Origin of the sequence: Tritonibacter multivorans (assembly GCF_001458415.1) — a bacterium.
Taxonomy (GTDB): Bacteria; Pseudomonadota; Alphaproteobacteria; order Rhodobacterales; family Rhodobacteraceae; genus Epibacterium; species Epibacterium multivorans.
Map to the genome: position 1 here is coordinate 213,211 of NZ_CYSD01000014.1, position 14,667 is coordinate 227,877.

Annotated in this window: 14 protein-coding genes and 1 pseudogene; 5 read left to right on the forward strand and 10 right to left on the reverse strand. The window is 59.0% G+C overall.

The features are described from left to right. Positions 1-247: 247 nt before the first annotated feature. From TRM7557_RS04995 to TRM7557_RS19715, 6 genes and pseudogenes are all read right to left on the reverse strand, one after another. The gene (locus TRM7557_RS04995) at positions 248-1,981 is read right to left on the reverse strand and encodes a SulP family inorganic anion transporter (protein ID WP_058289116.1); all 1,734 of its coding nucleotides are present in this window, start codon (positions 1,979-1,981) and stop codon (positions 248-250) included. A gap of 108 nt (positions 1,982-2,089) precedes the next feature. Beyond that, a complete protein-coding gene (locus TRM7557_RS05000; protein WP_058289117.1) occupies positions 2,090-3,769 on the reverse strand; it encodes a bifunctional protein tyrosine phosphatase family protein/NAD(P)/FAD-dependent oxidoreductase in 1,680 nt (559 codons plus the stop codon). An 87-nt stretch (positions 3,770-3,856) separates the two neighbouring features. Next, entirely contained in the window at positions 3,857-4,738 is an 882-nt protein-coding gene (locus TRM7557_RS05005; RefSeq protein WP_058289148.1) for an MBL fold metallo-hydrolase, read from the reverse strand. An 89-nt stretch (positions 4,739-4,827) separates the two neighbouring features. Continuing rightward, positions 4,828-5,436: a hypothetical protein gene (locus tag TRM7557_RS05010; protein ID WP_074942094.1), complete on the reverse strand. Its 609-nt coding sequence runs from the start codon at positions 5,434-5,436 to the stop codon at positions 4,828-4,830. Then, a pseudogene (locus TRM7557_RS20235) lies at positions 5,436-5,654 on the reverse strand (DUF6691 family protein); the annotation flags it as partial. The gene TRM7557_RS05010 and the pseudogene TRM7557_RS20235, both read right to left, overlap by 1 nt. After that, a complete protein-coding gene (locus tag TRM7557_RS19715) occupies positions 5,627-5,746 on the reverse strand; it encodes a YgaP family membrane protein (protein ID WP_165592406.1) in 120 nt (39 codons plus the stop codon). The gene TRM7557_RS19715 and the pseudogene TRM7557_RS20235, both read right to left, overlap by 28 nt. Positions 5,747-5,809: 63 nt before the next feature. Between TRM7557_RS19715 and TRM7557_RS05015 the strand changes: the two genes are divergently transcribed. Next, positions 5,810-6,403, forward strand: coding sequence for a GNAT family N-acetyltransferase (locus TRM7557_RS05015; protein WP_235811396.1), 594 nt, complete (start codon positions 5,810-5,812; stop codon positions 6,401-6,403). Between the two features lie 3 nt (positions 6,404-6,406). Here TRM7557_RS05015 and TRM7557_RS05020 read toward each other — a convergent pair whose 3' ends face one another. Next, on the reverse strand, positions 6,407-7,069 hold the full coding sequence (locus TRM7557_RS05020) for a Crp/Fnr family transcriptional regulator (protein ID WP_058289118.1): 663 nt from the start codon (positions 7,067-7,069) through the stop codon (positions 6,407-6,409). Further along, positions 7,066-7,536, reverse strand: a complete 471-nt coding sequence (locus TRM7557_RS05025) for an RrF2 family transcriptional regulator (protein WP_058289119.1) — start codon at positions 7,534-7,536, stop codon at positions 7,066-7,068. The genes TRM7557_RS05020 and TRM7557_RS05025 overlap by 4 nt, the downstream gene beginning before the upstream one ends. Before the next feature lie 119 nt (positions 7,537-7,655). Here TRM7557_RS05025 and TRM7557_RS05030 point away from each other — a divergent pair, with 119 nt between their 5' ends. From TRM7557_RS05030 to TRM7557_RS20450, 4 genes are read left to right on the forward strand one after another with little or no spacing between them, the layout of a single operon-like run. Then, positions 7,656-8,291, forward strand: a complete 636-nt coding sequence (locus TRM7557_RS05030; protein ID WP_058289120.1) for a peroxiredoxin — start codon at positions 7,656-7,658, stop codon at positions 8,289-8,291. A 25-nt stretch (positions 8,292-8,316) separates the two neighbouring features. Beyond that, positions 8,317-9,726 (forward strand): cytochrome ubiquinol oxidase subunit I, encoded by a 1,410-nt coding sequence (locus tag TRM7557_RS05035; RefSeq protein ID WP_058289121.1) that lies wholly within the window; start codon positions 8,317-8,319, stop codon positions 9,724-9,726. A gap of 14 nt (positions 9,727-9,740) precedes the next feature. Beyond that, positions 9,741-10,742: a cytochrome d ubiquinol oxidase subunit II gene (cydB, locus tag TRM7557_RS05040; RefSeq protein ID WP_058289122.1), complete on the forward strand. Its 1,002-nt coding sequence runs from the start codon at positions 9,741-9,743 to the stop codon at positions 10,740-10,742. Further along, positions 10,742-10,852 (forward strand): DUF2474 family protein, encoded by a 111-nt coding sequence (locus tag TRM7557_RS20450; protein ID WP_074942096.1) that lies wholly within the window; start codon positions 10,742-10,744, stop codon positions 10,850-10,852. The genes cydB and TRM7557_RS20450 overlap by 1 nt, the downstream gene beginning before the upstream one ends. 225 nt (positions 10,853-11,077) lie before the next feature. Here TRM7557_RS20450 and TRM7557_RS05045 read toward each other — a convergent pair whose 3' ends face one another. Together TRM7557_RS05045 and TRM7557_RS05050 are read right to left on the reverse strand one after the other, a co-directional pair. Then, entirely contained in the window at positions 11,078-13,381 is a 2,304-nt protein-coding gene (locus tag TRM7557_RS05045; RefSeq protein ID WP_058289123.1) for a mechanosensitive ion channel family protein, read from the reverse strand. A gap of 2 nt (positions 13,382-13,383) precedes the next feature. Further along, positions 13,384-14,541 (reverse strand): 2Fe-2S iron-sulfur cluster-binding protein, encoded by a 1,158-nt coding sequence (locus tag TRM7557_RS05050; RefSeq protein WP_058289124.1) that lies wholly within the window; start codon positions 14,539-14,541, stop codon positions 13,384-13,386. Positions 14,542-14,667 lie beyond the last annotated feature (126 nt).

Sequence of the window (14,667 nt, forward strand, 5' to 3'; positions counted from 1 at the left end):
AAAGCGGTTTCGCCACGAAACAGCGTTTGTCGAAAGACCCACCGAAGGCGGCTCTGAGCTCAACGTTTGAATTCAACTTGGTGCCGCCTGCGCTCGCAGAACGTTAATCGCTGCCATTCGATCATCACGGTGTCAGTCCCTGCCGGTCTATCACTTGTAACGACAGAACGCAGGTTGGGTTCCGGTATTCGGATTGCCCATTTTTCCCAAACATGGGGGACGCAGAGTGATCAAATCGACGTGCCAATTACTCCGCGGCTTGTGACACCTCGCGATTGCTCAGTTGGTCCCATGCGTCGAATTGGGATAGGAACACTTTTCCGTTCAGTTCGTGGATCAAATGGGACCGTTTCAGGCGGTCCATCACGGGGCCTTTGACCTCGGAAAGGTGCAGGCCGACGCCCATGTCCGTTAGCCGCGCGTTAATGGCCTCTAGGCTTTCGAGGGCAGAGTAATCGACCTCATTCACGGCGGAAAACATCAGCACCACGTGGCGAATGGCGCAGCCTTGGGTGACGCGGGTCTGGATCAAGTCTTCAAGGAAACGAGCGTTCACGAAGTAGAGGCTTTCATCGACCCGCAATGTGACCACCGAATCCGAGGTTTCGACGTCATGGCGGTGGATGTTGCGGAAGTGCTGGGTGCCGGGGACAAGACCCACTTCGGCCACATGGGGGCGCGAAGTTTTGTACAGATGCAACAGGATAGAGATCGCGACACCGGCAGCCACGCCCACTTCAACGCCCAAGCCCAGCGTCAGAAGGATGGTGGCCACCACAGCCGTGAAATCGGCGCGGGAATAGGCCCATGTTTTCCATAGGATCGAGAAATCCACCAGCGATAGAACCGCTACGATGATGGTGGCGGCCAGCGTGGCATTGGGCAGGAAGTAGACCAAAGGCGTCAGGGCGATAGCGGCGATGGCAAGGCCAATGGCGGTAAAGATGCCTGCGGCGGGTGTTTCCGCGCCCGCGTCATAGTTCACGACCGAACGGGAAAAACCGCCCGTCACCGGAAACCCGCCCGTAAAGGCCGCGCCAAGATTTGCGGCACCCAACCCAATCAGTTCTTGATCGGGGTCGATGCGCTGGCGTTTCTTGGCGGCCAGGGTCTGTGCGACCGAGACGCTTTCCACAAAACCAATGATCGAGATCAGGATGGCGGGGACCAGCAGGGCGCCCAAAAGGTCGAAGGACAGGCCGGGCACGGTCAGGGGGGGCAGGCTCTGCGGGACATCGCCCACGATTTTCACGCCCTGATCGGCCAGACCAAACGCCCAAACCGCGACCGTGGTCGCCACGACGGCCACAACAGGGCCACCTTTGGAGAGGAAATCCGTCAACAGTGGCCCTGTGCCAAGCCGTTTCAATAGTGGTTTGAGATTGCCCCGAACCCAGAACAGAAAGCCCGCCGCGCAGACGCCGATCAGCACGGTGATCCAGTTGATGTCACCCAGATGGACAAGCAAGGATCCGAGCATTTCCGGCATTGTATGGCCATGCGCGCTGACGCCAAGGATGTGTTTCAGCTGGCTTGTGGCGATCAGGATGCCTGAGGCGGTGATAAACCCGGCAATGACGGGGTGGCTGAGGAAATTGGCCAGAAACCCGAGGCGCAACACCCCAAGCACAACCAGAAAACCGCCCGACAGAAAGGCCAGTGTCAGGGCTGCGATCGCATAGCCTGCTGTACCTGCCTCGGCCACTTGACCGATGGCCGACGCGGTCAGCAAGGACACCACCGCCACCGGTCCCACGGCCAGTGCGCGGGAGGTGCCGAAGATCGCGTAAAGCACGATGGGCGCAATGGAAGTATAGATCCCCGCCTCTGGCGGCAATCCCGCCAGCAATGCGTAAGCCAGCGATTGCGGGATCAGCATGATGGTTACGATGACAGCCGCGATCAGGTCATTCGAAAAAGCGGATGAGTCGTAGGTCCGGCCCCAGTAGAGGATCGGCATATAGCTGCGGAGTCTGTGCATCATGGTTTCTTTCGGGAAAGGCGATGGACGGGCCATTCGAAGCAGGCGACCCATCCACCAGGAACGCTGCGGGCAGCAGGAAGGCCGCCCGCAGTGTGTGACTGCAGTTTATTTAGCAGCGACCTGGATCTTTTCGGGCTTGGCCATCCATTCCTTGCCCTTCAGCATGGCCTGCCAATAGATTGGTGGCAGCATCTTCTCCTTCAGGAACCAGGCCGCACGTGTCGGTTTCGTGCCATCCAAAAGGAACGATGGGAAAGAGGGCTTGAGAACACCGCCGTAGCCGAACTCGGCCAGCACAATCTTGCCGCGCTCCACCGTCAGCGGGCAGGATCCGTAGCCATCGTAGGCCGCAACGGGCGAACGTCCGGCGATGTCCGCGGCGATATTGTCCGCGACCACGGGCGCTTGTTTGCGCGCGGCTGCGGCGGTTTTCGCGTTGGGGGCGTTCATCACATCGCCAAGGCTCCAGACATTGTCGAAGGTCTTGTGGCGCAGGGTGACCTGATCAACGTCGACCCATCCCGCCGCGTCAGCCAATGGTGAGACACGGATGAAATCCGGTGCGGTCTGGGGCGGGCAGACGTGGATCATGTCAAAATCAACCGTCACCATCTCTGGATCGGTGTCCGGCTTGGCAACTTTGAAAGTGGCCTTCTTCGACTCCCCGTCGACAGATAGCAGATTGTGGAAGAAGTTACAGGTCGCGTCATATTTGGCGATATAGCTTTCCAGCGCGGGCACGTAGTCTTTCACGCCAAAGAGCACGCCACCCGCATTCATGAACTGGATGTCGATGTCCTTCAGGCGTCCGTTGCGGAACCACGCATCGCCAGACAGATACATCGCCTTTTGCGGCGCGCCTGCGCATTTGATCGGCATGGGCGGCTGGGTAAAAATCGCCCGCCCATCTTTCATCTCTTGCACCAGCTGCCAAGTGTAGGGCGCCAGATCGTAGCGATAATTGGATGTGACCCCGTTGCGGCCAAGGGTGTCTTCGAGGCCTTCGACAGCGTCCCAATCCAGCTTCAGGCCGGGGCACACCACAAGGCGATCATATTTCACCACGCGGCAGCCATCGAGGATGACGGCGTTGTTTTCGGGCTCAAACGCGGCGACTGCGGATTTGATCCATTTGACGTCGCGTGGGATGAGAGAGCCCATCGTCTTGGCGGTCTGGCTGGCCTCAAAAATGCCGCCGCCCACCATGGTCCAGCCGGGCTGGTAGTAGTGGATATCCGCTGGATCGATAACCGCAATTGATAGGTTCGATTTGCGCGATTGCAGGCTGGCCGCGACGGACACGCCGCCCGCACCGCCACCGACAATAACAACGTCATATCTCGCATCGCCCGTGTCGGTCGGAGTCTTGCCACCATTGGCGATGCGCCGCGCAACGCCATTCATGTCGTAGCCCGCTGCCTTGGTCGCGGCGAGGATCTCGGCCATTGGGCGCTTCTTGCTTTCATGGAAAGACCATAGCGTGGCGGAGCGCGTGCCCGTGCGGCAATAGGCCAGAACCGGACGCGGCAACTTCTCAAGTGCGGAACCGAACGCCGCAACGTCTTCGTCTTGGACCATGCCTGAGGTCACAGGCACATAGGCCGCCTCAATCCCGGCTTTCTGCGCCGCTTTTTCGATTTCCTCAAAGCTCGGTTGATCCGCCCCTTCGCCGTCAGGGCGGTTGCAGATGATCGCGCGAAAGCCTGCCGCTTTGATCGCGGCCATATCTTGCGGCGTGATCTGCGGGCATACGCTGGTTTTGTCGGTGATCTTCTTCAGGTCCATGTCTCTTTCTCCTCCGGGCTATGATTGCCCTATCGCTTCGCTGCTTGAGGGCTTTGATTGCCCTATCGCTTCGCTCCTTGAGGGCGATTACAGCCCGTTCACGGGCACTTTGAGCATCGGGTTACCGTCCTTGTCGGTCGGCACCTCGCCCGCGCGCATGTTCACTTGCAGGGACGGAATGATCAGTTTCGGCATCGCCAGTTGGGCATCCCTTTCGGTGCGGAACTTGACGAAGTCTTCTTTGGTCTTGCCTGCACCCACATGGATGTTCTCGGCTTTCTGTTCGGCCACGGTGGTTTCCCAAGCGATCGTGCGACCACCGGGGCCATAGTCGTGGCACATGAACAGGCGCGTTTCATCGGGCAGCGCCAGCACCTTCTGGATGCTGTCGTAAAGCTCCTCGGCCGAGCCGCCGGGGAAGTCGCAGCGGGCCGAGCCACCGTCAGGCATAAACAGCGTGTCGCCCACGAAAGCCGCATCGCCCACCACATGCACCATGCAAGCCGGCGTATGGCCCGGCGTGTACATGGCAAAGGCCTGCATATGGCCGATCATGTAAGTATCGCCGTCCTCAAACAGCGCATCGAATTGGGAGCCGTCACGCTCGAACTCGGTGCCTTCGTTGAACACCTTTCCGAAGGTTTCCTGCACGATGGTGATCTTGGATCCGACGCCGATCTTGCCGCCCAGCTTTTGCTGGATGTAAGGCGCGGCGCTCAGGTGGTCGGCATGAACGTGGGTTTCGATGATCCACTCAAGCTTAAGGCCCTGAGACTTGATCTGGTGAATCAACTCATCAGCATGATCGAACGTGATGCGGCCAGCGGCATAGTCGATGTCCATCACAGTATCGATCAGGGCGCAGCTGTTCGAGGCAGGGTCTTTGACCAGATATGTGATCGTGTTGGTCGCTTCGTCAAAGAAGGCCTGAACCTCGGGTTTAATCGTCATATCAACAGGGTATGTCATTTTTGGGGTCTCCTTTTCGGTCGCGCGCGCTGCCATTTGTGTCGCATGGCCGGATGCTCAACACCGGTTTCCACGTTTGGGCGCCATGCTCAGTGACCGCGCCCTTGTTCCATCATCATGTCGTGAACGGCGGCCATGCCGCGGTCGACCATTGCGGTTACCTCGGCTGCATGGATTTGCATCGCGGCGACCACCTCGGGGTTGTCCGAGGTCTGGATCACAACCAGTCCTTCGTCTTCGACGGAAACGTCTGAAACGATCTCGTCTCCGTGCAGGAAAAACGTATCAAGTGTGGGGCTTTGGATAATGATCTTTGGATCGTCCTTGGCGTGTACACGATCGATCATGCCAACCGCGTGGCTGACCAAAACATCCATGACCTCCTGGTCGCTCGACCGTGTGACGGTGCGAATGCCATTCGGCAGGTTCTCAACCTCGCGGCTGAGCGTTTCGAATTTACGGAACAGGAGGGCAAGGTCCGCACTCTCCTGCGCGCTGGCGTTTTCACCGGTCAGGCCCGGCATATTGACTTCGTCATGCTGGTGCATGCCAGCCCCGTGGCCAGACCCGTGGCCAGACCCGTGGCCAGCCCCGTGGCCGTGGCCCGCGCCGTGTATGTTCTGTGCCAGGACGTAACCACCGGTTCCAGCGCCCAGAACGGCTGCTGCGACGAGACCATAGAGGATTGGATGTTTCATCAGGCAGTCCTTACGACTTGGGTCGGTGTAACCAACCTGCGGATGTAGAAGCCCAGACTAACGGACACCAAAAACAGCGCGACTTCCCAACGGCCTGTGCCAAGCGCGGGAATGGCCGCACCCGGACAAAACCCTGCGATACCCCAGCCGATGCCAAACAATGCGGACCCGCCGATCAGTTTCGGATCGATCACGGTAGATGTGGGGACTTGAAAGCGGCCGCGTCTGACCGCGAACCCTCGCCAAGACCGATCGCGAGGCCAAGCGCCGCGCGCAGAATACGATCCATGGTGCCAACGTTGGTGGTCATAATGTCCTCCATCCAGATAACTTGGAGAAGTGATATAACTTTGATCTTGCCTCTTCAGTGACAATGTCACCCAACGCGTATATTCTTGGTTTCTACGATCTAGCCACCGAGGTTTTTATGTCGAGAATTCAGTGTCGCAACGCCCGCAACTCCGACCTTGTAGACTTGTTCAATAGTGTGTTCACAGCCTCCGAAGGTGCGGATGAAGGTGCCACGATCGCTCAGTTTGTCGATCGGATGTTGGAACGAACAGACGCTCACGACCTGCGGATCTTTGCGAGCTGGGATAGATCTGATTTGGTTGGCGCTGCCCTTTTCTCTCGGCTCACCTACTCCGAAGACAGCCGAAGCGTCATGATACTCTCGCCAATGGCTGTCTCGACTCCGCGGCAAGGCGAAGGCATTGGCCAGTCCTTGATCCGACACGCACTGGAAGATCTGGCCCGCGAAGGCGTTGATGTCGTGCTGACCTACGGAGATCCGAATTTCTATGGCAAACTAGGCTTCGCATCTCTCTCAATGACGCAGGCGCGCGCGCCGATGCCGCTGAGCTATCCTGACGGCTGGATAGGGCAATCCATATCGCAAGCGCCGTTTGAGCCGTTGAAAGGTGCATGCGTCTGCGTCCCGGCGCTAAATGATCCTGCTTTGTGGTAGGTCTCAACGGCTGTCAGCCAGCGCTCGAAGCGCAGGTTTATCAACCAAAGCAATGCGCCCGCGTGATTGCGCGATCATCTCGCGCTTCTGAAAGTCCGACAGAACGCGAGAGACGACTTCGCGCGCGGTGCCCAGCTCACTCGCCAGCCGTTGGTGAGTCGCGGGGATTTCCTTCAGGTCCCCCGCCAAGGCCAGCAGCCGCTGCGCCAGTCGCACATCCATATGCCCAAAGGCCACATCATCGACGACGCGCAGCAAGTCGATGAGCCGTTTTGAGTAGGCCGCAAAGACGAACTTTCGAAACGCCTCTTCTTCTGCGACCAGCCGGTCAAAGGCAGGTTTCGGCAGGACCACGGCGGTGATTTCGGTCTCCGCCACGCCTTCTGCGTTGTAGGCCTCTTCGGCCAGCATGCAGGCGGTGGTCAGCACGCAGCTGTCGCCGGCATCCACACGATAAAGCGTGATTTCGCGCCCCGTGTCAGAGCTTTGCGACACGCGAATACGCCCGTCATAGAGGAAGAACAGACTGTCTGGCACATTCATAGGGCCAAATACCTGCGCGCCTGCGTCCATGTGAATGATGCGGGCGACATCCACCAAGCGGTCGCGAACAGCGCGTGGCAGCGCGGCGGTTCCTTGAAAGCGTTCGGTCCAGTCGGGGATCATTTGGCTTTCCTCATCGGCGCAACTATGCCCTCTTCCAGCGGCGCGATCCGGGCAAGCAAGTCGCCCCGGTTTGCTGCGATATCGGCCAGGGTCAGATCATCGAGTACCGCCATGAAGGCCCGCGTTGCCTCTTGCAGGGCGCGTGACAGCTTGCAGATCCCGATCAGCGGGCAGGTGTTTTTCTCGGGGTTGAAACATTCGACAAGATCAAGCGGCCCCTCGGTCAGGCGCACGACATCACCGATGACGATATCTTCCGCAGGCTTGGCCAAGCGAAAGCCGCCGTTGCGGCCGCGCTGTGTGATGACATAGCCTGCCACGCCAAGCTCGTGCACGATTTTGACGATGTGCGGACGGGCCAGCCCATGCACGCGCACAACGTCATCAACACGGATCAAGTCCGGGTCTTTCAGGGCGGCCAGCTGCAGCGCACGCAGGGCAAAATTGGTGTAGGATGTCAGCTTCATTTTGTCACCTCCCCCAAACTTATACTTACTGTATAACTTTTTGCAAGTTGGGTGACATTGTCACTGAACTCTCGTCCGACCGCGCCTAGCTAGGGGTCAGACATGAAAAGGAGACACGCATGACACTTCTGCTTGGTGATATCGTCCCTGACTTCAAAGCCGACACTACAACCGGCCCGATTTCCTTCCACGACTGGATCGGCAACAACTGGGCGTTCTTCTTCAGCCATCCGGCAGACTTCACGCCGGTCTGCACAACTGAAATGGGCCGCACCGCGCAGCTGGCAGATCAGTTCGCCGCGCGTGGTGTCAAACCCATCGGGCTGAGCACCGACAGCGTCGAAGAACATCTGAAATGGATCGAGGATGTTAACGACACCCAGAACACCACGCTGCGTTTTCCTATCGTGGCCGACCCTGATTTCGAGATCGCCAAGCTGTACGAGATGATCCACCCCGGCGAGTCCCAAACCGCCGCCGTGCGGTCCGTGTTCATCATTGATCCCGACAAAAAGCTGCGTCTGTCGATGACCTACCCAATGAGCGTTGGTCGAAACTTTGATGAAATTCTCCGCGCGATTGACGCTTTGCAAACCGGTGATGCCAAAGGGGTGGCGCTGCCAGCAGATTGGCGCCCCGGCGACCGCGCGATCATTCCGCCGTCTGTGTCGAACGCGGATGCGCTGGTCAAATTTCCGCAGGGGTTCGAAGAAATTCGTCCTTACTTGCGCACGGTCTATATCGACGAAGCATAAACGACAAGAATGGAAAGGCAGACAAATGTTAGAGGGTTTCAGCGCAGAGGGACTGGCAAGGTTTCAATTCGCCTTCACAGTGTCCTTCCATATCATCTTCCCATCCTTCTCCATTGGACTCGCGAGTTACCTCGCTGTCCTGAACGGGCTTTGGATGCGCACGCGGGATGAGGTTTATCTCACCCTGTTCAACTACTGGAAGAAGATCTTCGCTGTGGCCTTTGGCATGGGGGTCGTGTCGGGCATTGTGATGTCCTACCAGTTTGGGACCAACTGGTCGGTCTTTTCCGATAAGGCAGGGCCGGTGGTCGGGCCGCTTATGGCCTATGAGGTTCTGTCGGCCTTTTTCCTCGAAGCTGGGTTCCTTGGGATCATGTTGTTTGGCCGAGAACGGGTGGGTGAAAAGCTGCACATGTTTGCCACCGCGATGGTTGCCTTCGGCACACTGATGTCCGCCACCTGGATCTTGTCGGTGAACAGCTGGATGCAGACCCCGGCGGGCTATTCCATCAACGAGGTTGGGCAGTTCGTGCCGGAAGACTGGTGGCAAATCGTCTTCAACCCGTCCTTCCCCTATCGCCTTGCGCATATGGTCCTCGCCGCATTCCTGACGACCGCTCTGGTGGTCGGTGCTGTCGGCGCTTTGCATCTGTTGCGGGACAAGGCCGACAAAGAAGCGCGGCGGATGTTCTCCATGGCCATGTGGATGGCTGTGATTGTTACCCCAATCCAGATTTTCGCAGGCCACGAGCATGGGCTCAACACGCTTGAGCACCAGCCGGTCAAGATCATGGCGATGGAGGGCCATTACGAAAGCCACCCTGAAGGTTGGGCGCCGCTATATCTTTTCGGCATTCCCAATGACACCGCGCAACGGCTGGACTACGCCATTGGCATCCCAGGTCTTGGCAACATCATCTTTGAAAAGCCGCTGGATAAGCCGGTGATGGGGCTCGACACCATTCCGGACGCAGACCAGCCGCCTGTCGGCATCGTCTTCTGGTCCTTCCGCGTTATGGTCGGACTGGGGTTCTTGATGCTGGGTCTTGGCTCTTGGTCCGCTTACGCGCGCTGGCGCGGGCGTCTTTACGATGCACCTTGGTTGCACCGTGCCTGTATCGCGATGGGGCCGTCCGGGTTCGTTGCCGTTCTGGCTGGATGGATCACGACCGAGGTCGGTCGCCAGCCCTACACCGTCTATGGCCTGTTGCGCACCTCAGACAGCCTCGCGCCTGTGGATGCGCCTGCGGTTGCGGCGTCGCTGATCGCCTTCATCGTGGTCTATTTTGCCGTCTTCGGGGCAGGCACCTACTACCTGCTGCGGATGATGAACAAGCGGCCTGCGACACCCAAACTGGGCCTGCGCGATGGTCCGATCCGAACGGCCAAGACGACAATGGCGCCGGAATTCAATCCTGAACTCATGAAAGACTAAGAGGGAGCAGACCCATGGTATTTGATCTTGCATTCATCTGGGCCGGGCTCATTGCCTTCGCCGTTTTGACCTACGTCATTCTTGACGGGTTCGACCTTGGCATCGGCATCTTGTTCCCCTTTGGCAAATCGGAAGCGGACCGGGATTTAATGATGAATTCCGTGGCCCCTGTCTGGGATGGCAATGAAACATGGCTGGTGCTGGGTGGTGGCGGCCTCTTTGCCGTCTTCCCGCTGGCCTATGCCATCGTCATGCCTGCGCTCTATATGCCCATCACCCTCATGCTGCTTGCGTTGGTCTTCCGTGGCGTGTCCTTTGAATACCGCTGGCGGGCTGAGAAAAAGGGCCTGTGGGACGCGGCCTTCTTTGGCGGGTCGATCCTGGCGGCCCTGTGCCAAGGCATCGCCCTTGGCGCGCTTGTGCAAGGCATCGAGATCGACGGCCGCGCCTATGCGGGCGGTTGGTTTGACTGGCTGACACCGTTCTCTGTCTTGACCGGCTTTGCTGTTGTCATCGGCTACGCACTTCTTGGGGCCACTTGGCTGGTGCTCAAAACCGAAGGCGACCTGCAAGTGCAAATGCGCGGATATGCGTGGTGGCTGGGGGCCGGAACACTGGGCCTCATCGGCCTGATCAGCATATTCACACCGTTTCAGGATCCCGTGTATTTCGAGCGTTGGTTCAATCTACCCGGCAGCCTGTGGGTGATGATCGTGCCACTGCTGATGGCTGGCCTGACATGGTCTTTCTTCACCGGGCTGAATGATCAAAGCGACGCGCGACCCTTTCTGTCTGCGCTTGGCTTCTTCGTGGTCAGCTTTGTCGGGATTGGCATCAGCTTCTATCCGATGATGGTGCCACCCTCCCTGACGATCTGGGAAGCCGCCGCCCCAGACAGCAGTCTTGCCTTTGCATTGGTCGGCGCTGTCATCCTGATCCCGATCATTCTGATCTATACCGCTTACGCCTACTGGGTGTTCCGCGGGAAAATGGACCCAAGCGAAGGGTATCACTGATGGAAAAGACAAAGCTACCAACCCGTCTGCTTTGGTTCGCAGGCCTATGGCTCGCCAGTGTCGTCACACTTGGACTGGTCGCTTACGCGATCAAATTGGTGGTTCTATAAAGCTTAGGGCAAGCACCTTTGACCGCCGTTGCCGAGGATGGCCTGGTAAAAAACATCTGACGGGCTGAAACGAAGGCAGATTGGCTTTCAGCGGTGCGGGACTTCTGGTGCGCGCCTCGTACGAGGGCGGGAGCTACGGCCCATTTGACACAGCGTATGATCGGAAACACTCCCGCGCTGACCCTGGGAGCGGGGGGATCAATGAGATGCTTGTGGTGTGTCGGCTTAGGGTTCATCGGGGATTGGTTTGGGCGGGCCACCGGGGCCCTGCACGGCGTCCTGCGCGGCGCCTGCGACGGCTTGGCGTTGCTCTTCGCTCAGGTGATCGCCGCCCTCAATGGCCACTTTTACATTGCGTTCGGCCATGCGGATGCCGTTGGCCTCGAAGGCGTCGCGGACCTTTTGATAGGCGTCGCGGCGCACCAGCCATTGTTCGCCCGGTTTGGTCATGAATTTCACGCCGACCACCATATTGAACTCTTCCATGCGGCGGACGCCTTGGGACTTCAGCGTGCTGAGGATCGAGGGGCCGTAGTGTTCATTGGCCTTCAGCTCCGCGCCGACTTTTTTGACGATCTTTTTGACCAGCTGCAGGTCGGTGTCGAAGGGCACGCGGAATTCCAGCTTCATGATCACCCAGTCGCGGCTGTGGTTGGTCAGGCTTTTAAGTTCGCCGTATGGCACGGTGTGGACCTTGCCCCGGTGGTGACGGATGCGCATGGAGCGCACCGAGATGCTTTCGACCGTGCCCATGAGATCGCCGACCTCGATATATTCGCCCAGGCGAAACGCATCATCAATGAGGAAGAAAATACCCGCCACAATGTCGCGCACCAGCGATTGTGTGCCAAAGCCAATGGCAATGCCGACGATGCCGGCGCCCGCAAGGATCGGGCCAATGTTCACACCGGATGCGCTGAGCACGCTGAGCACAACCATCACCAGAAGCGTGACCATCAAAATGGTGCGCAACAGCGGCAGCAGGGTAATCATCCGTGCCTCAGGCCCCGGCGCCTGACCATCCGTGGGGGGCTCGTAATCGGCAACCCGTTTGTCGATGACGCTGGTGGCCCAGGTCCAGATCAGGTCAGCGAGGAGGAGTGCGACAATACTGTCGACCAGCACCTCAAGAATACGCCCCAGCACGCTGCGGTCTGCGGAGAGATCCAGAATATTCACGCCCCAGGCGCTCGACAACAGGACCACGGCCGTCATGATAAAGGCAAACCGCGCGCCTCGTTGAACAATCGGGCGGGTGGTCACATATGGGTCGGCAAATTCGGGAACATCCGGCTGCGGCTCGCCCTCGGGCAATTCATTTGCGGCCTCGGCGGCGGCAAAGTCATCGAGAACCTTTTGAGCCTCGGCCTTGTGTTCTTCGTGCAGGGCTTCGGTGGATTGATCAAAGAAATGGTCGATCCAGGCCCGCATCAGGCGCAGTCCGGGGACCACCAGACCGATGATCAGCACCGCCCACATGATATTGAACAGCCCCCCCAGCCAGAGGGCAAACACAGCGCCCACAAGGACAATCAGAGCATTGCGCCAGATTTGCAGCGCGCGGGGGCTGGCGTCAATCTCGCAGAGCTGCGGCAGACGCCGGAAGGCCAGCCAGATACAGGCCCAGATCACCACAACAACCATAAGCGCAAGCGTGATTGTCTGCGCCAGCGCGACCGTTGCCAGATCGCTGCCGTCGGCCATGCCGTGGTGTTCGACAATGCGGTTCAGCATGTAGAGCATCGCAAAAGCCACCACCACGGCCAGCGAGATGACCCCGACAAGCCGGTGCAGGAACATGGCCGCAGGCGTGCCATAAGGCACCAGACGCAATTCGGGCGCGCGCGGGGCCTGGAAGAACAGCGAAATCGTGGTCAGAACCCGGAACAGCAGGACCGAGATCAACAGGTCCAGCACCAGACTTTCCAGCAGCGGGTGCCAGTCGAAACTGTCGAACGCGCCGATGCTGCCAATGGCAAATATGCCCAGACCGGCAAAGATGATCGCTGCGCGCAGCAGCGCCCCGATGAACTTTTGAGAAGGTGCATCCTTGGGCGCCTGTTCGACCCGCAGAAGCGCAAAGCGGACGGTCTGGCGGTACAGCCATTCCAGCCCGTAGCCGATCAGCAGAAAGATCAGGATATAGGTGACGGATCGCACTTTTTGCGCATGCGACAGTTCGGTCGCCCAGACCTCGGCCAGTACCGAAGGCATCTGTGGCAGAACCTGCCAGGCCAGAACCACGGATTGTGCCCGATTGGCGATCCGGGCCACCTGCGTGTCCAATTGTTCCCGGAAGCTGCGCGTCTGATTGTCGGCCAGGGTGCCATCGTCGTTTGCGCTTTCGGTGATCCAGGCCTGAACGGAAGGATCACCCAAAAGGCGCAGAAACTCTTTGACGTCATTGGGAGATGGCGGCGGGACAACGGTGGCCTCACTGCTGCCCGTGCTGGGGATGAACTGTGCCTGCGCCATGCCGGTGCACAGCACCAGCGCAATTGCGGAGAGTAGAAAACGGAGCCACTGCATGATCAGACCTCCGCCGGGTTTGGTTTGGCCCCTTTCGGGGTGTCATAGTCGAGGTTGGAGTAATCCGGTTCGATCACACGTTCCACCTCCAGCGTCCCGGAGGTGGGTTTCAGCTGACAGGCCAGACGCTCTTCGGGGGCGGCTTTCCAATGGGCGAGGACCTTTGCCTCTGCTTCGGAGGGGGGCGCGAGCGTCTCTGCCCCCGTCAGAACCCGCACGCGGCAAGTGCCGCAGCGCCCGCGCCCACGACAGACGCTTGCATGGGGCAGGTTTTGTGCACGCGCCATCTCCAGCAGGCTGAGCCCGGCTTCGGCGTCAAAGGTTGCGGGGCGTTTGCCGTGATAGGTGACCGTGAGGCGGCTGCGGTTTACACCGCGCAAGCGCAGCCAGCGGGCCAGCAATGCCAGCGCAACAAGTGCCAGCGACCCGCGGGTTGCCATCTGTGCGCCGCTGCGGGCGCGATCGATAATGGCTGGGATGTCGTCTTGCGCGACGGTTGGGCCATTGGCATTGGGGTCGTTGGCGAGGGTGAAGCCCATGCCGCCTTCTTCGACCGGAATGATCTGGCGGCCGGCTTCGACATAGCCCAGCATGGCAAGGATCGGCAGCGCCACCACAAAGGGATAGAAAAACCGCATCAACCGCGGCGATCCGTCCTGCGATTGCAGCCAAGTGTAGATGCCGATCGCGCCGTGCACCCAGGCAACAACCAGCATAACAATCTGTTTCAGACCGTCTTCCGGGGACACCACCCAGAATTGACTCAGCACCAGCGTATAGGTGGGTTCCAGTCCCAGATCCTTGACCGCCATAATGCCGAACACATGGCCGGACAGCAGAGGGATGATCAAAACACCCGCCACCATCTGCGCCATGTCATAGGCGGGCACCCGCAGTGTATTGCGCAGGTACAATGATACCAGTGCCAGTGCGAAATGCAGGAGCAGCGAAACCTGCAGCAGCAGCTTGAGCGGCGGAACGGATGTCCAGATCCCACTAAGCGCCCATCGCCAGTCCTCCATCAACTGGACCGAGACCAGCCCGAGGGCGAGATTGCTGAGATGCATTGTGATGAACACAAACATCACAAGACCGGTGGCGATCATGGCCTGCAGTCGAAAGGACGCAATCCATGGGTGGCTGGCGGAAAGGCTGCTCATCGTGGTCCCCCTTTGAGGACCATAAAAGCGACCCGAGGGCACCTGCGTCAAACCCTAGGCTTCGGTTTGCAGTAAAAATCCTTATGATGTGCGGCCTTGTGACATAATTGGGTCACGGGCTTGGCA